General features: G+C 61.7%; 20 protein-coding genes and 1 pseudogene. 6 read left to right on the plus strand and 15 right to left on the minus strand.

The annotated features are described in order from the left end of the window. Nucleotides 1-47 precede the first annotated feature (47 nt). The 4 genes from lptE to AD666_RS11410 all read left to right on the plus strand — a co-directional run bounded on the left by lptE (nt 48) and on the right by AD666_RS11410 (nt 3,433). Nucleotides 48-653, plus strand: a complete 606-nt coding sequence (lptE, locus tag AD666_RS11395; RefSeq protein WP_053151764.1) for an LPS assembly lipoprotein LptE — start codon at nt 48-50, stop codon at nt 651-653. A 53-nt stretch (nt 654-706) separates the two neighbouring features. Further along, nucleotides 707-1,744, plus strand: coding sequence for a DNA polymerase III subunit delta (gene holA / locus AD666_RS11400; protein WP_053151767.1), 1,038 nt, complete (start codon nt 707-709; stop codon nt 1,742-1,744). A 128-nt stretch (nt 1,745-1,872) separates the two neighbouring features. Next, on the plus strand, nt 1,873-2,037 hold the full coding sequence (gene arfA, locus AD666_RS11405) for an alternative ribosome rescue factor ArfA (RefSeq protein ID WP_053151769.1): 165 nt from the start codon (nt 1,873-1,875) through the stop codon (nt 2,035-2,037). Between the two features lie 73 nt (nt 2,038-2,110). Beyond that, nucleotides 2,111-3,433 (plus strand): lytic murein transglycosylase, encoded by a 1,323-nt coding sequence (locus AD666_RS11410; RefSeq protein WP_053151771.1) that lies wholly within the window; start codon nt 2,111-2,113, stop codon nt 3,431-3,433. Between the two features lie 129 nt (nt 3,434-3,562). Here AD666_RS11410 and AD666_RS11415 read toward each other — a convergent pair whose 3' ends face one another. From AD666_RS11415 to AD666_RS11480, 14 genes and pseudogenes are all read right to left on the minus strand, one after another. Next, nucleotides 3,563-4,513 (minus strand): LD-carboxypeptidase, encoded by a 951-nt coding sequence (locus tag AD666_RS11415; RefSeq protein WP_053151774.1) that lies wholly within the window; start codon nt 4,511-4,513, stop codon nt 3,563-3,565. Between the two features lie 434 nt (nt 4,514-4,947). Beyond that, nucleotides 4,948-6,123, minus strand: coding sequence for an integrase core domain-containing protein (locus AD666_RS11420; RefSeq protein ID WP_053151776.1), 1,176 nt, complete (start codon nt 6,121-6,123; stop codon nt 4,948-4,950). A 203-nt stretch (nt 6,124-6,326) separates the two neighbouring features. Continuing rightward, nucleotides 6,327-7,349: a lipoyl synthase gene (gene lipA / locus AD666_RS11425; protein WP_053151778.1), complete on the minus strand. Its 1,023-nt coding sequence runs from the start codon at nt 7,347-7,349 to the stop codon at nt 6,327-6,329. A 1-nt stretch (nt 7,350) separates the two neighbouring features. Continuing rightward, on the minus strand, nt 7,351-7,998 hold the full coding sequence (gene lipB, locus AD666_RS11430; protein ID WP_053151779.1) for a lipoyl(octanoyl) transferase LipB: 648 nt from the start codon (nt 7,996-7,998) through the stop codon (nt 7,351-7,353). After that, nucleotides 7,998-8,273 carry a DUF493 domain-containing protein gene (locus AD666_RS11435; protein ID WP_030140373.1) on the minus strand — a complete coding sequence of 92 codons (276 nt, stop codon included), beginning with the start codon at nt 8,271-8,273 and terminating at the stop codon, nt 7,998-8,000. The genes lipB and AD666_RS11435 overlap by 1 nt, the downstream gene beginning before the upstream one ends. An 81-nt stretch (nt 8,274-8,354) precedes the next feature. Continuing rightward, on the minus strand, nt 8,355-9,512 hold the full coding sequence (locus tag AD666_RS11440) for a D-alanyl-D-alanine carboxypeptidase family protein (protein ID WP_053151781.1): 1,158 nt from the start codon (nt 9,510-9,512) through the stop codon (nt 8,355-8,357). 166 nt (nt 9,513-9,678) lie between these two features. Continuing rightward, on the minus strand, nt 9,679-10,689 hold the full coding sequence (locus AD666_RS11445) for a septal ring lytic transglycosylase RlpA family protein (protein ID WP_053151783.1): 1,011 nt from the start codon (nt 10,687-10,689) through the stop codon (nt 9,679-9,681). Beyond that, nucleotides 10,689-11,699 carry a lytic murein transglycosylase B gene (gene mltB, locus AD666_RS11450; protein WP_053151785.1) on the minus strand — a complete coding sequence of 337 codons (1,011 nt, stop codon included), beginning with the start codon at nt 11,697-11,699 and terminating at the stop codon, nt 10,689-10,691. The genes AD666_RS11445 and mltB overlap by 1 nt, the downstream gene beginning before the upstream one ends. 17 nt (nt 11,700-11,716) lie before the next feature. Continuing rightward, complete coding sequence (rodA, locus tag AD666_RS11455) at nt 11,717-12,820, minus strand: rod shape-determining protein RodA (RefSeq protein WP_053151966.1); 1,104 nt, start codon at nt 12,818-12,820, stop codon at nt 11,717-11,719. Nucleotides 12,821-12,851: 31 nt separating this feature from the next. Continuing rightward, the gene (mrdA, locus tag AD666_RS11460; RefSeq protein WP_053151787.1) at nt 12,852-14,747 is read right to left on the minus strand and encodes a penicillin-binding protein 2; all 1,896 of its coding nucleotides are present in this window, start codon (nt 14,745-14,747) and stop codon (nt 12,852-12,854) included. 9 nt (nt 14,748-14,756) lie between these two features. Then, nucleotides 14,757-15,224, minus strand: a complete 468-nt coding sequence (rlmH, locus tag AD666_RS11465; RefSeq protein ID WP_003185785.1) for a 23S rRNA (pseudouridine(1915)-N(3))-methyltransferase RlmH — start codon at nt 15,222-15,224, stop codon at nt 14,757-14,759. 9 nt (nt 15,225-15,233) lie between these two features. Continuing rightward, nucleotides 15,234-15,626 (minus strand): annotated as a pseudogene (gene rsfS / locus AD666_RS11470) (ribosome silencing factor); the annotation flags it as partial. Between the two features lie 105 nt (nt 15,627-15,731). Then, complete coding sequence (gene nadD / locus AD666_RS11475; RefSeq protein ID WP_053151969.1) at nt 15,732-16,406, minus strand: nicotinate-nucleotide adenylyltransferase; 675 nt, start codon at nt 16,404-16,406, stop codon at nt 15,732-15,734. A gap of 28 nt (nt 16,407-16,434) precedes the next feature. Further along, a complete protein-coding gene (locus AD666_RS11480; RefSeq protein WP_053151791.1) occupies nt 16,435-17,706 on the minus strand; it encodes a glutamate-5-semialdehyde dehydrogenase in 1,272 nt (423 codons plus the stop codon). 186 nt (nt 17,707-17,892) lie between these two features. Between AD666_RS11480 and AD666_RS11485 the strand changes: the two genes are divergently transcribed. Both AD666_RS11485 and AD666_RS11490 read left to right on the plus strand, forming a co-directional pair. Next, nucleotides 17,893-18,573 (plus strand): DNA-3-methyladenine glycosylase, encoded by a 681-nt coding sequence (locus AD666_RS11485; protein WP_053151793.1) that lies wholly within the window; start codon nt 17,893-17,895, stop codon nt 18,571-18,573. Nucleotides 18,574-18,738: 165 nt separating this feature from the next. Then, nucleotides 18,739-20,055: a bifunctional DedA family/phosphatase PAP2 family protein gene (locus tag AD666_RS11490; RefSeq protein WP_053151796.1), complete on the plus strand. Its 1,317-nt coding sequence runs from the start codon at nt 18,739-18,741 to the stop codon at nt 20,053-20,055. A 32-nt stretch (nt 20,056-20,087) separates the two neighbouring features. Here the strand turns inward: AD666_RS11490 and AD666_RS11495 are convergent, their stop codons facing one another. Further along, entirely contained in the window at nt 20,088-20,678 is a 591-nt protein-coding gene (locus tag AD666_RS11495) for an LON peptidase substrate-binding domain-containing protein (RefSeq protein WP_053151797.1), read from the minus strand. Nucleotide 20,679 lies beyond the last annotated feature (1 nt).

Consider the following 20,679-nt stretch of genomic DNA (forward strand, 5'->3'; position numbering starts at 1 on the left):
TGCAGGGCCGCATCGCCGGCCCCTAGGGCTTCAAGGGGAGCAACAAGATGATGAAACGTAATCTGCTGGTCATCGGCCTGACGGTCCTGCTGAGCGCCTGCGGCTTCCAGCTGCGGGGCACCGGCACTACCGAACTGGCCATTACCGAGCTGGATCTCAGTGCACGGGACGCTTATGGCGATACCGTGAAGCTGCTGCGTCAGACCCTGGAAAACAGCGGGGTGAAAATCTACAGCGGGGCGCCGTACAAGTTGGTGTTGGCGCGGGAACAGGAAAACCAGCGCAGCCTGAGTTATTCCGGCGCCGGCCGTTCGGCCGAGTATGAGCTGACCAATGTCCTGAGCTATGAGATTCGCGGCCAGAACAACCTGTTGCTGCTGAATGACAAGCTCCAGGTCCAGAAGGTCTACCTGCACGACGGTAACAACATCACCGGTTCCGTCCAGGAGTCGAGTGAAGTACGTGACGAAATGCGTCGTGACCTGGTGCAACGCATGATGCTGCGCCTGCAACAACTGACCCCGACCCAATTGGAGCAGTTGCAACAGACCGCTGATGCCCAGGCCAAGGCAGAGGCCGAGGCACTGGAAGCGGCACGCAAGGCGGAGGCGGAAACACCGCAACAGTCACCGATGCAAATCCCGGCCGAATAAGCCATGCGGGGCGCTCCGGCGCCCCGCTCGCTTTCTCTTGTGAACCCTGTTCTATGAAGCTGGCCCCCGCCCAACTCGGTAAGCACCTGCAAGGCGCCCTCGCGCCGGTCTATATCATCAGCGGCGATGATCCGTTGCTGTGCCAGGAAGCCGCCGACGCCATCCGCTCTGCCGCACGCCAGCAAGGCTTTGACGAACGCCAGGTGTTCGCCGCCGACGCCAATTTCGATTGGGGTACGTTACTGCAGGCCGGGGCGAGCATGTCGCTGTTCGCCGAAAAACGCCTGCTGGAATTGCGCCTGCCTTCCGGCAAACCCGGTGACAAGGGCGCTGCCGCGCTGATCGAATACTGCTCACGTCCCGCCGAAGACACGGTGCTGCTCATCAGTCTGCCGAAACTCGACGGCAGTGCCCAAAAGACCAAATGGGGCAAGGCCCTGGTCGAAGGCCCACAGACCCAGTTCGTGCAAATCTGGCCGGTGGACATCAGCCAACTGCCGAGCTGGATCCGCCAACGCCTGTCACAGGCTGGCCTGTCAGCGAGCCAGGATGCGGTGGAGCTGATCGCCGCCCGGGTCGAAGGCAACCTGTTGGCTGCCGCCCAGGAAATCGAAAAACTCAAGCTGATGGCCGAAGACGGGCAGATCACCGTGGATACGGTACAGGCCGCGGTGGCCGACAGCGCACGCTTCGACGTCTTCGGCCTGACCGATGCGATCCTCAACGGCGAAGCCGCCCACGCCCTGCGCATGCTTGAAGGCCTGCGGGGCGAAGGCGTCGAGCCACCGGTGATCCTCTGGGCCCTGGCTCGGGAGCTGCGGCTACTGGCCAACCTGTCTCTGCAATACAGCCAGGGCGTACCGCTGGACAAAGCCTTCAGCCAGGCCCGTCCGCCGGTGTGGGACAAACGCAAACCACTGATGAGCAAGGCCCTGCAACGCTACTCGGCGCAGCGCTGGGCACAACTGCTGCTCGAAGCCCAGCGCATCGACGCACAGATCAAGGGCCAGGCCGCCGGCTCGCCATGGATGAGTCTCAGTCGCCTGTCGCTGTTGATGGCCGGTCAGCGACTGACGTTGCCGGCTGACTAACTCCCTATCGAAAGCCCGCCACAACTTTGTCCGATTTGCTCACATTTGAAGCACACTGTCGGGCTGGACAGCTCCCCGACTCTGGCCCATGATTGCGCCCCGCAAACCCATCTGCGAGAGTTCCAACCATGAGCAAAAAGCCATCCAGGCACGGCCCCAACAAGGCCAAATCCATCATTGCCCAACCCCTGTTCCGAAGCCGCCAGGAACGCCCCGCAAAGGGCAAGGGCAGCTACCGCCGCGAAGCCTTCCAGTCTGACAACTGGGAGGCTTCTTGCTTTATGGCGGCTTGAAACATCGGGACCAGCCCAATTCTTCCCCGCCCATGATAAGGTCAGCACCTGATCTGTATTTCTGGACCCCTGCATGCCCTTTTGCCCTTCCCGCCGTTGGCCCGTGCGCCAACTGGCAGCCATCACAAGCTTCGCGCTGCTCGTCGCCTGCGCAGAAAAACCCACCGCCGCCGACGCCCAACCGCTCCAGACCGTCCCGGCCGTCACCGCTCCGGCCATCGTACCGCCCGTGGTACCCAACGGTGAGAGCCTGGATATCGTTCCCACACAGACCTTCGCGCAATGGCAGGCGGGCTTTCGCAAGGAAGCACTGGCCGCCGGCATCCGTGCCGACCTGTTCGACCGTGCCTTTATCGGTGTCAGCCCGGACATGAGCGTGATCAAGGCCGATCGCAGCCAGCCGGAATTCACCCGCCCCGTGTGGGAATACCTCGATGGCGCCCTGTCGCCCCTGCGGGTCAGTAAAGGCAAGAGCCTTATGCAGCAGAATGCCCAGGTCCTGCAGAGCATTGAACAGCGCTATGGCGTGGATCGCGCCGCATTGGTTGCGGTGTGGGGCATGGAAAGCAACTTTGGCCAGTTCCAGGGCAACAAGTCGGTGATCAACTCCCTGGCGACGTTGGCCTACGAAGGGCGGCGTCCGGGCTTCGCCCACGCGCAACTGATCGCAGCACTACAGATCCTGCAGCAGGGCGACATCGCACCGGAAAAAATGCTCGGCTCGTGGGCTGGTGCCATGGGTCAGACCCAGTTCATTCCCACGACGTACAATACCCACGCCGTGGATTTCGACGGTGACGGCCGCCGCGACATCTGGGGCAGCGCCACCGACGCCCTGGCCTCCACCGCCCACTACCTGCAAAGCTCCGGCTGGCAACGCGGCCAGCCGTGGGGGTTCGAGGTAGAACTTGACGAAGGGTTCGACTATTCCCTGGCCGACGGCACGATCCGCAAGCCCGTCTCCGAATGGATAGGGTTGGGCGTGTCCGCCTATGCCGGCATGCCGATTCCTCCCGGAAACCGGCAGCTGTCCGCGTCCGTGCTGCTGCCGGCCGGCCACCGCGGTCCGGCGTTCCTGGTGTTCGACAACTTCCGCGCCATCCTCAAGTACAACAATTCATCGTCCTACGCTTTGGCAGTGGGACTGTTGTCAGCGCGTTTCACGGGCGAAGGCCTGGTCTATGGTCAATGGCCGCGGGATGACCTGCCCCTGAGCCGCACCGAACGCATTGAATTGCAGACCCTGCTGAGCCAGCACAACTACGATGCGGGCAACCCCGATGGCATCATCGGTGCCAACACCCGCAAAGCCATCCGCAGCGCCCAGCAATCCTTCGGCTGGCCGGCGGATGGGTATCCGACGCGTAAGTTGCTGGAAGCGTTGCGTAGTCGCTGAGATTGTCTTAATGGCAATTGCCGCTTTCGCGAGCAAGCCCGCTCCCACAGATGATCGTGTTCCCATGACGGAATGCGATCCCTGTGGGAGCGAGCTTGCTCGCGATGACTGAGTCGCAGACGACACTATTTAGCGCGTAATCACCACATCCTGCCCCAACACCAACTTCTTCTCCCCCGCATCCAGCCTCACCAACGCCCCCATGGGCAACGTCAGGTTCGGGTCGCAGTGCCCGCTGCGCCAACCGGACAGCACCGGGATCCGCAATGGTTCGAAAGTCTGCTTGAGCAACCGGTTCAGTGCCTCGACGTCCACCCCGGCCACATCCCCTACCAACACGCCTCGCAACCGGGATAAGGTCCCCGCCAACCGCAACTGTGTCAGCAAGCGGTCGATACGATACAACGGCTCGTTGACGTCCTCGATGAACAGAATCACGCCCTCGGCATCGATCTGATACGGCGTGCCCATGGTCGCTGCGATAATCGACAGGTTGCCCCCCAGCAAGCGCCCATGGGCGATGCCGGGCTCGACGGTGGTCAAGGGGTAGGCGGCGGGATGACTGAGCTCGTCGCCCGCCTTCAATTGCCCCCGCAACAGGCCGAAAAAAGATGTGACGGTGGGTGGTTCCTTGTCGCCCAGCAGATCGGCATTGAGCAGCGGTCCATGAAACGTGACGAACCCTGCATAACGGCTGATAGCCAAGTGCAAGGCGGTGATGTCGCTATACCCGACGAACGGCTTGGGATTGCGCCGCAGTAGATCGAAATCGAGACGATCCAGCAGGCGCGGCGTGCCATAGCCGCCTCGCAGGCAGATGATTGCAGTGATCTGAGGATCAGCGAAGGCGCTGTGCAAGTCGTTGAGGCGAGTCTCGTCGCTGCCGGCCAGATAACCGTCCTTCTCATAAACACCGGGGAAGATCTTCAACCCATGCCCGCGGGCGCGCATCCACTGCGTGGCCTTTTCCGCGTCCAGTGGGGCGGGACCGGCTGGGGCGATCAGACCGATCAGCCCTTCCTGCGGCAGGGCCGGGACGGGGTGATGCGGACTCAGGGTGTGGGTGGGTTGAACGGTCATCCATGGGCTCCCGGTTTGGAATTGCTTGGGGGTGTCGACTGACGTGTGGGAGCGAGCCTGCTCGCAACAGCGATGGATAGGCTTGCATCAATATCGACTGAGCCGGCCTCTTCGCGAGCAAGCCCGCTCCCACAATGGATCAGGTACAACTGCAAGAAACAGATCAGCTTCAAAGCCGCCTCGCTTTTGCTTTGCTTTGCTTTGCTTTGCTTTGCTTTTGATCTTAGACGCCCCGTTAACCACGAAGGCCGAACGCAGGCATTGTGTAGTGGGCATCCCGGCATGGATGCTGGGATAGCCGCGCTGGGCCATGGATGGCCCTTCGCGGCGGGCCCACGGAGCAATGCCGGAGTGAGGGAACGCCGAGCCTTGGCGAGGTGCCTGGTGGTGGGGCGAGTATACGGATCCCCCACATGGGTTACAAAAAAGTGCACTCACATCGGTAACACCCGAAGTGTCACGTAGCCATCAATGGCGTCTCTTACGTCAATCCGTCCAAGGATGATTGGACCGAAGATAACATCCCAGACCCCGTCCTCTATTTGCTCCAGTCCAATGGTCTGGTGCTTGAGTACATAGCCGACGTAGATTCTTAGACCACGACGATTGACGATGCCCGAGCAGTCCGCTTGGAGGCTATCGATATGGCTCGGGTAGGTCATCTCAGGTAGCTTCTCAGGGTATTGGCGGGACGAAGGCTCATAGCAGGACGCGGGTGTCTTCTGCTTCAGAGCCTCGTGGAAACGCTCATAGTTGTAATGTTGCCTGAAACGATCAAAGTGCCGTTGTTGGGCCTCCCACGCTATCGCTGGTGGTGACGGAAGAGTGCTTTTCAACGTTCGATGCATACGTTCATGTCGGCCATTTTGCTCCGGTCTGCCGGGTGCGATCCGCTCAGGAATGATCCCTAGACGCAACCACCAGATGGATAATCGGGAAAGGCCCGCACGCCCTTTGCTCGCAAACGGAACACCATTGTCGGTACGAATGCGCTCCGGCAGACCATACTCACGAAACACCTGAGTAAACACCGCCTGGGTTTCCTGGAAGTTGGTGTTAGCCATGCTGTGGCAAGCGAGCAAGAAACGACTGGCATGGTCCATGATCGTCAATGGATAGCACCAGACACCCGCACCTGTCAGGAATTGGCCTTTGTAATCGGCGCTGAATAGCTGGTTGGGAGCCTCTGCTTTCTGCAGTGGTTTGGGATAAACCGCCACCCGTTGACGTAATCGGCGTGGTTTGACCAGCTCAGCTTTCTTTAGGATGTTGTAGATCGACGTCTTTGATGGCGGCGCCTGGTCAGGGAAACGCTCAAGCAAAGCCGCCTGAATTTTCTTGGGGCCAGGCTCTGTCTCACCCCGACCGCGTATATCAATGATCGCCTCACGGACAGCCAGCGGCACTACCCATTCCTGGTTAAGCCGGCGACGGCTATGTTCTTCCAGTCCGGCAGGCCCTTCCTTCTCATACCGCTCGACCCATTTATAGCCAGTCTTGCGACTGATCTCGTAAGCCTGGCAAAGCGCACTGAAGCTGGGCGGGCCTTTGATGTAGTCCGCGATGAATAGCAGTTTCAGGTCCATAGGTTTCAGCTCTCGCCATGGCATGGGCAGATCCTCGAAAACCGACCCTGCCAGTTAAAAACTGTTACCTATGTGAGTGAACTGATTTGTAACCTATGTGGGTGAGTCATACCGCGAGCCTTTTTTGCTTACTTTTTTTGGCGTTTGAAAAAAAGTAAGTCGCCGTAAGGGCGAAACCGTCAGCCGCCGTTACCGCAGCAACGGATCTGCCCCTAAAAGCCAATAAATCAGCTTCCCAACAACTCAGCCTTGACCAACTTAGCCTGCTCATCCGCATGATACGAAGACCGCACCAACGGTCCCGAAGCCACATTCTTGAAGCCCATCCTGTACCCCTCCTCCGCAAACCACGCAAAGGTATCCGGATGCACAAAACGCTGCACCGGCAGGTGATTGCGCGACGGCTGCAAGTACTGCCCCAGCGTCAGCATATCGATGTCATGCTCGCGCATGCGCTTCATGACCTCGATAACTTCATCGTCAGTCTCTCCCAGGCCCAGCATCAAGCCGGACTTGGTCGGAATGTGCGGCATCATCTGCTTGAAGCGCTGCAGCAGGGTCAGCGACCACTGGTAATCCGAACCGGGACGCGCAGCCTTGTACAAGCGCGGCACGGTTTCCAGGTTGTGGTTGAACACATCAGGCGGCTCGGCCGCGGTGATTTCCAGGGCGATGTCCATGCGGCCACGGTAGTCCGGCACCAGGGTCTCGAGCTGCACATTCGGCGACAGCTTGCGGATTTCGCGGATGCAATCGGCAAAGTGCTGGGCACCACCGTCGCGCAGGTCGTCGCGGTCTACCGAGGTGATGACCACGTAGCGCAGTTTCAGGTCGGCGATGGCGACGGCCAGGTTTTCCGGCTCGCTGGTGTCCAGTGGTTTCGGCCGGCCGTGGCCAACGTCACAGAACGGGCAACGCCGGGTGCAGATATCGCCCATGATCATGAACGTCGCGGTGCCGCCGGAGAAGCACTCGCCCAGGTTCGGGCAGGACGCTTCTTCGCAGACGCTGTGCAGCTTGTGTTTGCGCAGCAGCGCCTTGATCCGGTCGACTTCCGGCGAAACCGGAATGCGCACGCGGATCCAGTCCGGTTTCTTTGGCAACTCGGTGGTCGGGATGATCTTGACCGGGATGCGTGCAACCTTTTCGGCGCCGCGCAGCTTTACGCCGGCCTCGACCTTGGCACGCGGGGCCGGACGTTCGGTAACGTCCTGCGTCGGGATGATGGTTTGCACTGCATCGGTAGTCATATCAGTCGATTCCGCCCGTAAGGGTCGTCTGCTCAGCGTAGTCGAGGTGTTTGACGAGCTGCGCACGCAGCCGGGCACTTACCTCGGCAAATTCAATCGATCCTGTGTGATCGCGCAGCTGGGTCATCGCCAGCCCCGCGTAACCACAGGGATTAATCCGTCGAAACGGTTCCAGGTCCATGTCCACGTTCAACGCCATGCCGTGAAACGAACAGCCGTGGCGGATCCGCAGCCCCAGGGAAGCGATTTTCGCCCCATCGACATAGACGCCCGGTGCATCCGGCTTGGCTGCGGCGCTTACGCCATAGCTGGCCAGCAACTCGATCAGGCAGGTTTCCATGCGCGTCACCAGCTCACGCACACCGAAACCTAGCTTGCGCACGTCCAGCAACAGATAGGCAACCAGCTGCCCGGGGCCATGGTAAGTCACCTGCCCGCCCCGGTCGACCTTCACCACCGGAATATCCCCCGGCAGCAACAGGTGCTCGGCCTTACCGGCCTGGCCCTGGGTAAACACGGGTGGGTGCTGCACCAGCCAAACCTCGTCCGCGGCGGTGTCGCCACGTTCGTTGGTAAAGCGCTGCATGGCATGCCAGACCGGCTCGTAAGCCATCCGGCCCAGCTCGCGAAAGCCCAGCGTGCCCGGCATCACAACACCATGTGCACGAAGCCGGTCGCCCGCAGTTCGCTGTTGATGTCGTACAGCTGTTCCTGGCCGGTGGCGATGATGTGCAACTGGATGGTGGTGTACTTGCCGTTGGTGCTCTGGCGCTCGGCCAGGGTCTTGAGGTCAACGGTGGCATGTTTTTCAAGGATGGCGACGATCTTGTCCTTGAAACCTACGCCGGTGTCGCCAATTACCTTGATCGGGTAATCCGCGCACGGAAATTCGATTTTTGGCGCCTTTACTTCAGAGTCTGTCATGGCGTAACGGCCTCGCAAGCCGTGGTAACGAACATGGCCCCGTACCGGACAGGAACGGGGCCATGGAGGTCAACATTGAAATCAGTTGAACAAGCCGTAGAAGAATAGACGGATGCTATCCCACATGCGGCGGAAGATACCACCTTCCTCGACCGCGTCCAGCGCAATCAGGTCGGCGCTGTGCACCACTTTGTCGTCCAGTTTGACTTCGACTTTACCGATCACGTCACCCTTGGCGATGGGCGCGGTCAGTTGCGGGTTCATGGTCATGCTGGCGGCAAGCTTCTTGAGCTGGCCTTTAGGCAGGGTCATGGTCAGGTCCTGGGCCAGTCCGGCCTTGACCTGGCTGCTGGTACCTTTCCAGACCTGAGCCTGGGCCAGTTCGGTGCCCTTCTGGTAGAAGGTCTGGGTTTCGAAGAAGCGGAAACCGTAGGTCAACAGCTTCTGGGTCTCGGCGGCGCGGGCCACTTCACTATTGGTGCCGAAGACCACGGCGATCAAGCGCATGCCGTCACGAACCGCCGACGAAACCATGCAGTAACCGGCTTCTTCGGTGTGGCCGGTCTTCAGGCCATCGACGGTCTTGTCGCGCCACAGCAGCAGGTTGCGGTTGGGCTGCTTGATGCCATTCCAGAAGAACTCCTTCTGGGAGTAGATGGCGTAGTGCGCCGGGTCTTCGTGGATGATCGCCCGCGCCAGGATCGCCATGTCGTGAGCCGAGGAGTAATGCTCGGGGTTCGGCAGGCCGGTGGGGTTCATGAAGTGGCTGTTGGTCATGCCCAGGTCGGCGACCGTCTTGTTCATCATGTCGGCGAACGCATCTTCGCTGCCGGCGATGTGCTCGGCCAGGGCGACGCTGGCATCGTTGCCGGACTGGATGATGATGCCGTGCAACAGGTCGCTGACGGTCACTTGCGAACCGACCTTGATGAACATCCGCGAACCGCCGGTGCGCCAGGCGTTTTCACTGACGGTGACCGGATCGTTTTCACCGATCTGGCCGCGACGGATCTCAAGGGTTGCGATGTACGCGGTCATCAGCTTGGTCAGGCTGGCTGGAGGCAGGCGCTGGTCACCGTTGCTCTCGACCAGCACGTTGCCGCTGCTGGCATCCATGAGCACAAAGGATTTGGCCGCCAGTTGTGGAGGCGACGGCATCATCTCGACCGCGAACGCGGCGGGAGAAAGAAGCAGCGGGACTAGCAGGCAAAGGCGCTTGGCAAAGGTGGTGATGTTCATCCGTCTCTCGAAATCGCTAATGGGACTGCCCAAGGGCAAAGCTAAACAGGCAGCTGTCGAGCTGCCGCGTTATTTTAGTTGCTCACTCACATCCCTTGCCGGGCTTTTGTTATTCATGGAGCCAACAACCAGACCCGCTCGAACCGCAAGCGGGCCTTGAATCAATTCATTCGGCGGTGACCAGGCTCGGCGAGCCGAGATTGGCCAGGCGCACACTGTTCTGCACCTGCTGGACTTCACCCGGAGAACCGATCGGCCCCAGGCGCACCCGATGCAGTGTCTGCTGGTTGCGCACGATCGAGCTGATGAACACCGGAGCGCTCACCATCGAGCTCAGCTTCGACCGGAGCAGCTCTGCAGCGTCCGGGTTGGCGAACGCGCCCACTTGCAGATACTGGCCAGACGCTGGTGCAGAAGCGTTTTTTTTTGTATCGATCTGTACCGGCAGCACGGCCGCGGCGTGCTGCTGCGGCGGCGGGGTCCATTGCTCGACCGTCCCGGTGGACGCCGTGACGACCGGCGCGGCATTTTGCGCCACTTTCGGCTCGTTGAGCATCAAAGGCGCCGGACGGCCACGTTGGGCCCACCATTCCTGCGGGTCGATGCCCTCGACCTTGACCCGGGCGGTACCGACTTCAGCGTAACCGAGTTTTTTGGCTGCCGCATACGACAAGTCGATGATGCGGTCGGAGTAGAACGGTCCACGGTCGTTGACTCGCAGGATCACGCTCTTGTTGTTGTCCAGGTTGGTCACCCGCACGTAACTGGGCAGCGGCAGGGTCTTGTGTGCCGCGCTCATGCCATACAGGTCATACACCTCGCCGTTGGCGGTGTTCTGGCCATGGAACTTGGTGCCGTACCAGGAAGCCGTGCCTGAGGCGACATAGCGCTTGGAGTCGGCCATCGGAAAATAGGTCTTGCCCAGCACCGTATAGGGGTTGGCCTTGTAGGGCCCGGTGTGCAGGGTCGGCGTGGCGTCGGGAATGCGTGATACATCCACGTCCCACCACGGCGCACCGTCCTTGTGGGCACGGTTGATGTCCAGGCCCGGCGTGGCCCGCACAGCCGTGCTGTTTTTCTGGGCCGGCGCACGGCTGGTCGAGCAACTGACGACCAGCAACGACAAAGCGGCCAATGCCACGAGCTTCAGGGGTTGATAGGTAGGCAATGCCCGCATTATTTGACGCCCCGTGCTTTTACCAGCTCTTCAGACAGTTGATGCACAGCCATGGCGTACATCACACTGCGGTTATAACGCGTAATCGCGTAGAAATTCTTCAGACCCATCCAGTACTCGGGGCCTTGTTCGCCTTCCAGGCGCATGGCGGTGACCGGCATGTCATCACGCAGCGCATCATGACTCGACCAGCCCAACGCTCGCAACTCCCCGACGGTTTTCGTTGGCTCGATGCCCTCGCTCAACCCCTGGTCCACCTGATCGCCACGCACATCGGCGCGGCTGACCACCGGCTGGCCGGCTTCCCAGCCATGGCGCTTGAAATAGCTGGCAACGCTGCCGATGGCATCGGTCGGGTTGGTCCATATATTAATGTGGCCGTCACCGTCGAAGTCCACCGCATAGGCGCGGAAACTGCTGGGCATGAATTGCGGCAGGCCCATCGCCCCGGCATACGAGCCCTTGAGGGTCAGCGGGTCGACCTGTTCTTCGCGGGCCAGCAGCAGGAACTCACGCAGCTCTTTGCGGAAGAACTCGGCACGGGGCGGATAATCGAAGCCCAGGGTCGACAGCGCATCGATCACCCGGAAATTGCCGGTGTTGCGGCCAAAGAAGGTCTCGACACCAATAATGGACACGATGACCTGGGCGGGCACACCGTATTCCTGCTCGGCACGGGCCAGGGCGGCCTCATGCTGACGCCAGAAGTCCACGCCACGGGCGACACGCGCCTCGGTGATGAACATCGGCCGGTATTCGCTCCACTGCTTGACCCGCTCGGCGGGCCGGGATATCGCATCGAGGATCGACTGCTTGCGCTCGGCCTCGCGGAACACCCCCATCAGCTGCTCGCCGGCAAAGCCATAGTCACGGGTCATTTCACCGACGAATTCGGCCACCTGCGGCGAGCCTTCGTATTCGCCGGCCAAGGCGTGCGGCGCACCGCCCAGGAAGCAGACCAGGCCGATCCACGGAACATGTCGCGTCGACCAGCCACGCATTGCTTGCATTGAACTCTTCACCTTATTCAAACCTGCGCGATCCACTTGCGGTGGGTATGAATCGACATCAAAACCCCAAACGCTGACAGTAGCGTCACCAGCGAAGTTCCTCCGTAGCTAATGAAGGGCAACGGCACCCCCACCACGGGCAACAAGCCACTGACCATACCGATGTTGACGAAAACATAAACGAAAAACGTCATGGTCAGGCTGCCCGCCAGCAATTTGCCGAACAGGGTCTGGGCCTGTGCAGTGATGACCAGGCCGCGGCCGATCAACAACAGGTAGATCAGCAGCAGCAGGCAGATGCCCACCAGGCCGAACTCCTCGCCCATCACCGCGATGATGAAGTCGGTATGGCTTTCCGGCAGGAAGTCCAGGTGCGACTGGGTGCCCATCAACCAGCCCTTGCCGAACACACCGCCCGAGCCGATGGCCGCCTTCGACTGGATGATGTTCCAGCCGGTGCCCAGCGGATCGCTTTCCGGGTCGAGGAACGTCAGGACCCGTTGTTTCTGATAGTCGTGCATCACGAAGTACCACATGGCCACCGACACCGGCACGGCGGCCGCGATCACGCTCAGGATCCAGCGCCAGCGCAGTCCGCCCATGAACAGCACGAAGGCGCCACCGGCCAGGATCAGCAGCGAGGTGCCCAGGTCCGGCTGGCGCACGATCAGGATGAACGGGATGCCGATCAGCAACAGACTGATGCACACATGTTTGAGCTGCGGCGGCAGGGAGCGCTTGGACAGGTACCAGGCAATGGTCGCCGGCATGATGATCTTGAGGAACTCCGAAGGCTGGAAGCGAATCACCCCGGGAATGTTGATCCAGCGTGTGGCGCCCATGGCGTTGTGGCCCATCACATCCACGACCACCAGCAGGCTCACGCCGATGACATAGGCCAGGGGCACCCAGCGCGCCATGAAACGTGGCTCCAACTGCGCAATGACGATCATCGACACCAGGCCGATACCGAACGAAGTGGCCTGCTTGGCCAGCAGGTCCCAGCTCTTGCCGCTGGCCGAATACAGGACGAACAGGCTGCCGGCGGCCAGGATCAACAGCAGGATCAGCAATGGTCCGTCGATGTGCATGCGTTGCAGCAGGGTGGCGCGACGGCGCATCACGTCTTCGCTGGAGAGGATCCGGTCGAAATTACTCTTCACGGGCCGTAGCCTCCGCGCTGATAGGGCTTGCGAATTCAGGCTTGAGCTGACCGTGCTCATCCAGCAGCCAGGCGTCCATGACCTGACGCACCACCGGCGCGGCGACGCCGGAACCGGACTCACCGTTCTCCACCATCACCGACACGACGATCTTGGGATTCTCGGCCGGGGCAAAACCGACGAACAGGGCATGGTCGCGATGGCGTTCCTGGACCTTGGACCGGTCGTACTTTTCGCCCTGCTTGATGGCGACCACCTGGGCCGTACCGCTCTTGCCGGCAATCCGGTAGGGCGAGCCGATTGCGGCCTTGCGGGCCGTACCCCGGGCGCCGTGCATGACTTGTTGCATGCCGTTGTTGACCTTCTGCCAGTCCGAAGCATTACGCAGCACGATGTCCGGCATCGGATCCGGGTCGACGGGGGGCTGGCCCTCGATGGTCTTGGCCAGGTGCGGCCGGTGCCACTTGCCCTTGCTTGCCACCAGCGCGGTGGCCTGGGCCAATTGCAATGGCGTGGCCTGCATATAACCCTGGCCGATACCAAGGATCAGGGTCTCGCCGGGGAACCACGCCTGGCGACGGGTCGCCCGTTTCCATTCCCGCGATGGCATCAGGCCGGGGGATTCTTCGAACATGTCCAGGGACACCTTCTGACCGATACCGAACTTATTCATGTAGGACGACAGTCGATCGATCCCCAGCTTGTGGGCCAGGTCATAGAAATAGGTGTCGTTGGAACGCATGATCGCCGTTTCCAGATCCACATAACCGTCGCCGGTGCGGTTCCAGTTGCGGTACTTGTGGTCGTAGTTGGGCAGCATGTAGTAGCCAGGGTCGTAGACCCGGCTCGACGCGGTCACCACGCCGGCATCCAGCCCGGCGATCGCCACGGCCGGTTTGATGGTCGAGCCCGGCGGGTACAGGCCGCGCAGCACGCGGTTGAACAGCGGCCGGTCGATGGAGTCGCGCAGTTCGGCGTAAGCCTTGAAGCTGATACCGGTGACGAACAGGTTCGGGTCGAAACTCGGCTGGCTGACCATCGCCAGCACCTCGCCGGTGTTCGGGTCCAGCGCCACCACGGCGCCCCGGCGCCCGCCCAGCGCCGCTTCGGCGGCTTCCTGCAACTTGATGTCCAGGCTCAGCACGATGTCCTTGCCGGGAATCGGGTCGGTGCGTTTGAGCACCCGCAGCACGCGGCCACGGGCGTTGGTTTCGACCTCTTCGTAGCCCACCTGGCCGTGCAGCTCGGCCTCGTAGAAGCGCTCGATACCGGTCTTGCCGATATGGTGAGTACCGCTGTAGTTGACCGGATCGAGGGTCTTGAGCTCTTTCTCGTTGATCCGCCCCATGTAGCCGACCGAGTGGGCAAAGTGCGGCCCCTGGGGATAATGCCGGACCAACTGCGCCACCACCTCGACGCCGGGCAGGCGGAACTGGTTCACCGCGATCAGGGCGATCTGTTCTTCGGTCAGCTCGAACAGGATCGGCACCGGCTCGAACGGTCGCCGTCCCTGGCGCATGCGCTTCTCGAAGATGGCCCGATCCTCGGGCGTGAGCTGCAGCACTTCGACGATCACGTCGAGCACCTTCTGCCAGTCGCCGGAACGCTCGCGGGTCATGCTCAGGCTGAAGCTGGGCCGGTTATCGGCCACCACCACGCCATTGCGGTCGAAGATCAACCCGCGAGTCGGCGGAATCGGCTGGACATGCACCCGGTTGTTTTCCGACAGTGTGGAGTGATAGTCGTACTGGATGACCTGCAGGAAATAGAGCCGTGCGATCAGCACGCCAATCAGCGCCACCACAGTGATAGCACCGAACACGACGCGACTGCGCACCAGGCGGGCGTCTTTTTCGTGGTCCTTGATGCGGATCGGCTGGGGCATGAGGCAGGATTACTTGTGGTAAGGGTGCCCGGACAGGACTGTCCAGGCACGGTACAACTGTTCACCGATCAGGATCCGCACCAGCGGGTGCGGCAACGTCAGCGGCGACAACGACCAGCGCTGGTCAGCCCGGGCACAGACTTCCGGCGCCAGCCCTTCCGGGCCGCCGACCATGAAATTCACCGTGCGCGAATCCAGCCGCCAACGGTCCAGTTCCACCGCCAGTTGCTCGGTGCTCCAGGGCTTGCCGTGGACTTCCAGGGTGACGATGCGCTCGTTCGGCCCGACCTTGGCCAGCATGGCTTCGCCTTCCTGGCGGATGAAGCGCGCCACGTCGGCATTCTTGCCACGGGTATTGAGCGGAATTTCCACCAGTTCCAGGGCCAGCTCGGACGGAAGACGCTTGGCATACTCGTGCCAGCCTTCTTCCACCCACTTGGGCATGCGGGAACCGACGGCGATCAGGCGCAGTCGCACAGCGATCCCTTATTGCTGGTCTTTGTTGAGCTTGGTGAAGTGCTCATGGGTGTTTTCCGGGCTGTGGTGACGGGCATCGGCCGCACGGCTCTGCTCGGCACCGGCCCACAGGCGCTCCAGGTCGTAGAACTGGCGTGCCGAGGCGGTCATCATGTGCACGATGGCGATGTCCAGGTCCAGCAGCACCCAGTCGCTGTCGCCCTTGCCTTCTTCACCCAGGGGCTTGAGGCCTTTTTTCTTCACCTCTTCACGGACCTTTTCCAGCATCGCGTTGATCTGGCGATTGGAGGTACCGGTGGCGATGATCATGTAGTCGGTGATGCTTTGCTTTTCGCGAACATCCAGAACCTGGATGTCCTGGGCCTTCACGTCTTCCAGGGCATCGACGATCACTTTGACCATCGGGTTCTCGATTACTGCGTCTTTGTTCGTCATATAAAACTCGTTTTGCTCATGTGTTCGGGGCACTTCGTGCACGGTGGTTCGTGTCAGTGAAGCACGCCTTGTTCAGTTCGACGCACGGTACAGCCCGTGCGCATCGATGTAGGCCAGGACCGCGTCGGGCACCAGGAAACGTACCGACTTACCGCTGGCCAGCAGTTGACGGATCTGGGTGGCGGATACCGCGAGCGGCGTCTGCCAGACGAATGCAATCTGTCCGCTCGGCCCCTTCAGGGCCAGCGGGTCGCTCACCGAGCGCGCCGCCAGCAGGTTGCGCAAGGCATCCGGCGGCTCGCTGTCGGCATCCGGGCGTTGCAACACCAGGATGTGGCAGTGCTGGAGCAACTCTTCCCAGCGATGCCAAGTGGGCAGGCCGCAAAATGCGTCCCAGCCCAGAAGCAGAAAAACCTGGTCTTGCGCGGCCAGTTCGGCGCGCATCAGCTCCAGGGTGTCGATGGAATAGGACGGTTTGTCCCGCTGCAATTCGCGGGCGTCCACCACCAACGGCGTTACGCCGTCCACCGCTCGCTCGACCATCGCCAGGCGGTCCTGGGCCGACACCTGCGGCACATCCCGATGAGGCGGTCTGGCGCTGGGCACCAGACGCAGCTCATCGAGCCCCAGGGCGTCGGCCACTTCCAGTGCACCGCGCAAATGGCCAATGTGCACCGGGTCGAACGTGCCGCCCAGGATGCCGATGCGCTTTGACGCGGTGGTCACCGTCACAGCGGGCGTCATCATAGAGGCCAGTGGGTCGAGGTCGCCCAAGTCAGGCTGGCTCCTGTCCGCGCAACTGGCCGTCGCCGACTACGATGTACTTCTCGCAGGTCAGCCCTTCGAGGCCCACCGGGCCGCGGGCATGCAGCTTATCAGTAGAAATGCCGATCTCGGCGCCCAATCCGTATTCGAAACCGTCGGCGAAGCAGGTCGGGGTATTGATCATCACCGACGCCGAATCCACTTCCGCCACGAAGCGCCGGGTTTCGCCCTGGTGCTCGCTGACAATCGAGTCGGTGTGGTGCGAACCATGACGATTGATGTGCTCGATGGCTTCATCCAACCCGTCCACCACGCGGATCGACAGGATCGGCGCCAGGTATTCGGTGTCCCAGTCTTCGTCCGTGGCCACTTGCGCCTCGATGATCGCCCGGGTGCGCTCGCAACCGCGCAGTTCGACGCCTTTTTCGCGGAACTGGGCGGCCATCGACGGCAGGAATTGTTCGGCCACGGCCTGGTCTACGAGCAGGGTTTCCATCGCGCCGCAGATGCCATAGCGGTAGGTCTTGGCGTTGAAGGCGATGCGTTGGGCTTTCGGCAGGTCGGCGTGCGCGCTGACGTAGACGTGGCAGATGCCGTCCAGATGCTTGATCACCGGCACGCGGGCGTCACGGCTGATCCGCTCGATCAGGCCCTTGCCACCGCGAGGCACGATGACATCGACGAACTCGGGCATGCTGATCAACGCGCCGACGGCAGCGCGGTCGGTGGTTTCCACCACTTGCACCACGGCGGCCGGCAGACCGGCCTCGGCCAGGCCCTGCTGAATGCAGGTGGCAATGGCACGGTTGGAATGAATCGCCTCGGAACCGCCCCGCAGGATGGTCGCGTTACCGGACTTCAGGCACAGGCTCGCCGCATCGATGGTCACGTTCGGCCGCGACTCATAGATGATCCCGACCACGCCCAGGGGCACGCGCATCTTGCCGACCTGGATACCCGACGGGCGATAGTTCATGTCGCGGATCGCCCCGACCGGGTCCGGCAACGCCGCGACCTGCCGCAGGCCGACGATCATGCCGTCGATGCGGGCCGGAGTCAGCGCCAGGCGTTCGAGCATGGCCGGCTCGAGGCCATTGGCCCGACCGGCGGCCAGGTCCAGTTCGTTGGCGGCGGACAACTCGACGCGAGCGGCGTCCAGCGCATTGGCGGCGGCTTGCAGGGCGCGGTTTTTCTGCGCGGTGCTGGCACGGCCGATGATGCGCGACGCTTCGCGGGCGGCGCGACCCAGGCGGGTCATGTAGTCAAGAACGGACTCAGTCATGGTCTGTGTGGTCTTGGCGAGGGAGAAAGCGGCAGATTATAACTGTCGTAACCCTCGACTAACAGCGTGGACTCGCAGCGGTGACCGGCGGAAGAGCAAAACCGGCACAAATTTCACCCATTCAGCGGTGATTAAGATTTGCGTTGCTATGATCGCGCTTCCTTTGGCCTCACTTCGTCCATCGCCATGACCGACTCGCCACCTTCGCCAAACGCCCTGCCCCACGCCTTTTTTGACCGCGACGCCCAGATGCTGGCCCAGGAGCTTCTGGGCAAAGTGATTCGTCACAAGGTCGGGGGTCTTTGGCTCAGCGCACGGATCATCGAAACCGAAGCCTATTACTTCGCCGAAAAAGGCAGCCACGCCTCCCTGGGCTACACGGAAAAACGTAAGGCTTTGTTTCTGGATGGCGGGCATATCTACATGTACTACGCCCGGGGCGGCGACTCGTTGAATTTCAGCGCCCAGGGCCCGGGCAACGCCGTGTTGATCAAATCGGCGTACCCGTGGATCGACGGAGTTTCCGGCCCGGAAAGCCTGGCGCAGATGCTGTTGAACAACCCCGACGCTCAGGGCCGCCCGCGTACGCCACAGAAGCTCTGCGCCGGCCAGACCCTGCTGTGCAAGGCCCTGGGCCTCAAAGTACCGGAGTGGGACGCCAAGCGTTTCGACCCGGAACGCCTGCTGGTGGAAGACGTCGGCGTGCCGACCGTCAATGTGATCCAGACCACCCGCCTGGGCATCCCATTGGGACGCGATGAGCATCTGCCCTACCGCTTCGTCGACGCTGCGTACGCGCCATGGTGCACCCGCAACCCGCTGCGACGGGGGCAGGTCGAGGGGCGTGATTATTTTTTGCTGTCCTGAATGAGACCACACAAATCCGTTGTGGGAGCGGGCTTGCTCGCGAAAGCGTCGGGTCAGCAGAATTGATGGTGGTTGATACACCGCCTTCGCGAGCAAGCCCGCTCCCACAGGGTGATGTAGTGCAGAAAGTCCATACGCCGTTCACTATTCAATGGAGTTGTTCTTATGGGCCCATGGCTCGATAGCGTCACTGGCTGGCTGGCTGCCAATCCACAATGGCTGGCGGTGGCGGTATTCATCGTTGCGTGCGTGGAGTGCCTGGCCATCGCCGGGTTGATCGTGCCGGGAACCGTGTTGCTGTTTGCGGTGGCGGTGCTGGCTGGCAGCGGCGCTCTGTCGCTGGGCGAGACGCTGTTGCTCGGCTTGCTGGGGGGCTTGCTCGGGGATCTGGTGTCTTACTACCTCGGGCGGCATTTTCACCAGAACATCCGGCGGCTGCCGGGGCTGCGGCATCATCCGGAATGGATGGGCGCGGCGGAAACCTATTTCCAGCGCTACGGCATCGCCAGCCTGTTGGTGGGACGTTTCATCGGCCCGCTCAGGCCGATGCTGCCGATGGTGGCCGGGATGTGTGACATGCCGTTCCCGCGCTTTGCCGCCGTCAGCCTTCTGGCCGCATCCGGCTGGAGTGTGGCATACCTGCTACCGGGCTGGGCCACTGGCGCGGCGTTTCGCCTGCCATTGCCCGAAGGATTCTGGCCCCAGGCCGGCATCGTCATCGGCAGCATCGCCGTGATGATCGGGCTGAGCGTCAATAGCAGCCTGCGCCGTCATCGGCACGCCGCGGCGCTGATCGCCGGCCTCGGCCTGGTAATCCTGATCGGGCTGTTCATCGGTTTCCGCTACCTGGCCGCCTTCGATCAGGGGCTGATGGCCCTGGTCCAGGAGCACCGCAGCCCGACCCTGGACGAAATCGCCGTGACCTTCACGCTGATCGGCGAATTCCGCTACATGTTGATTTTCAGCGCCCTGCTGACGGCTTTGCTGTTGCTGGCGCGCCAATGGCGCCAGGCAATCTTTGCGGGCGCCACGATGTTGATCACCGCCCTGGCGAACACCGGTTTCAAGCAGTTCTTCGCCCGGGTGCGCCCGGAAATCCTCACCGAGCCGCTGACCAGCTATAGCATGCCCAGCGGCCATGCCTCCGGTTCGTTCGCGATGTTCCTGGCGCTCGCCGTGCTGGCCGGCCGCGGACAGCCGCCCCGCCTGCGGCTGACCTGGCTGCTGCTGGGCTGCTTGCCGGCACTGGCGATTGCCCTGTCGCGGGTTTACCTGGGCGTCCACTGGCCGAGCGACGTGCTGGCCGGCGCCATGCTCGCTGCCTGCGTCTGCGCTGCCATGCTGTGGCTGAGCCAGCGTCAGGCGCCGCTGCCGGCGATGTCACCGAAGATCTGGTGGCTGATCCTGCCGGCGCTGGTGGCGGCGTTCAGTTTCTTTGCGTTGCGGCATTTGCCTCATGGGATGTTGAGGTATGCCTATTGAGCACAGTCCCATAAACACAGAGTTCAGTGGTTTCAGGCGAACAGCTCGCCCTGCAACTCATCGAGCAGCGCCTGGATCGCATCCAACCGCTGCTGCGGGTCATCCAGTTGCAACAGGTCGATCTTGTCCAGTTCATTGAACGGCAACAGATACGCCAGTTGATTGGCCAGCGATTGCTGACCGGTCGCTTCGGTGCCCATGTTCAGGGCCTCGACCATCGGATGCTCGGCCAGGGCCTTGAGCAGTGCGACCAGGTCGGCGTCTTCGTCCTGCAGCGGTTGTTCCGGTTCATCTTCCAGCCACTCCACCTCAGCGACCGTCAATTGGTCCGGCTGTACATGGCTGCTGTGCACGATAAAACGCCGTCCACCCTGCACGCGGATGCCCAGCAGGCCGTTGTCCTGCTGAGAGAAATCGGTAATCAGTGCCTCGCAGCCAACCCGCGCATAACCCTCGGGCGCGATGCCGACTTCCTCGCCATTGAGGATGCACACCACGCCAAAGCCCTCACCTTGCTTCATGCAACGCCCGATCATGTCGAGGTAGCGCGCCTCGAAAATCTGCAGATCGAGGATGCAACCGGGGAACAGTACGGTGTTCAACGGAAACAGCGGCAACGTCATA

It is taken from the genome of Pseudomonas sp. Pf153 (genome assembly GCF_001269775.1).
GTDB lineage: Bacteria > Pseudomonadota > Gammaproteobacteria > Pseudomonadales > Pseudomonadaceae > Aquipseudomonas > Aquipseudomonas uvaldensis.

Excerpts from the sequence above, each read along its gene's own strand:
- mltB (WP_053151785.1), bottom strand. The coding sequence starts at position 11,699 with ATGCAAGCAATGCGTGGCTGGTCGACGCGACATGTTCCGTGGATCGGC.
- AD666_RS11410 (WP_053151771.1), top strand. The coding sequence starts at position 2,111 with ATGCCCTTTTGCCCTTCCCGCCGTTGGCCCGTGCGCCAACTGGCAGCC.
- rodA (WP_053151966.1), bottom strand. The coding sequence starts at position 12,820 with ATGCGCCGTCGCGCCACCCTGCTGCAACGCATGCACATCGACGGACCA.
- nadD (WP_053151969.1), bottom strand. The coding sequence starts at position 16,406 with ATGATGACGCCCGCTGTGACGGTGACCACCGCGTCAAAGCGCATCGGC.
- mrdA (WP_053151787.1), bottom strand. The coding sequence starts at position 14,747 with ATGCCCCAGCCGATCCGCATCAAGGACCACGAAAAAGACGCCCGCCTG.
- AD666_RS11485 (WP_053151793.1), top strand. The coding sequence starts at position 17,893 with ATGACCGACTCGCCACCTTCGCCAAACGCCCTGCCCCACGCCTTTTTT.
- AD666_RS11415 (WP_053151774.1), bottom strand. The coding sequence starts at position 4,513 with ATGACCGTTCAACCCACCCACACCCTGAGTCCGCATCACCCCGTCCCG.
- AD666_RS11420 (WP_053151776.1), bottom strand. The coding sequence starts at position 6,123 with ATGCCATGGCGAGAGCTGAAACCTATGGACCTGAAACTGCTATTCATC.
- AD666_RS11435 (WP_030140373.1), bottom strand. The coding sequence starts at position 8,273 with ATGACAGACTCTGAAGTAAAGGCGCCAAAAATCGAATTTCCGTGCGCG.
- AD666_RS11495 (WP_053151797.1), bottom strand. The coding sequence starts at position 20,678 with ATGACGTTGCCGCTGTTTCCGTTGAACACCGTACTGTTCCCCGGTTGC.
- AD666_RS11480 (WP_053151791.1), bottom strand. The coding sequence starts at position 17,706 with ATGACTGAGTCCGTTCTTGACTACATGACCCGCCTGGGTCGCGCCGCC.
- AD666_RS11490 (WP_053151796.1), top strand. The coding sequence starts at position 18,739 with ATGGGCCCATGGCTCGATAGCGTCACTGGCTGGCTGGCTGCCAATCCA.
- arfA (WP_053151769.1), top strand. The coding sequence starts at position 1,873 with ATGAGCAAAAAGCCATCCAGGCACGGCCCCAACAAGGCCAAATCCATC.
- lipA (WP_053151778.1), bottom strand. The coding sequence starts at position 7,349 with ATGACTACCGATGCAGTGCAAACCATCATCCCGACGCAGGACGTTACC.
- lptE (WP_053151764.1), top strand. The coding sequence starts at position 48 with ATGATGAAACGTAATCTGCTGGTCATCGGCCTGACGGTCCTGCTGAGC.
- lipB (WP_053151779.1), bottom strand. The coding sequence starts at position 7,998 with ATGCCGGGCACGCTGGGCTTTCGCGAGCTGGGCCGGATGGCTTACGAG.
- AD666_RS11440 (WP_053151781.1), bottom strand. The coding sequence starts at position 9,512 with ATGAACATCACCACCTTTGCCAAGCGCCTTTGCCTGCTAGTCCCGCTG.
- holA (WP_053151767.1), top strand. The coding sequence starts at position 707 with ATGAAGCTGGCCCCCGCCCAACTCGGTAAGCACCTGCAAGGCGCCCTC.
- AD666_RS11445 (WP_053151783.1), bottom strand. The coding sequence starts at position 10,689 with ATGCGGGCATTGCCTACCTATCAACCCCTGAAGCTCGTGGCATTGGCC.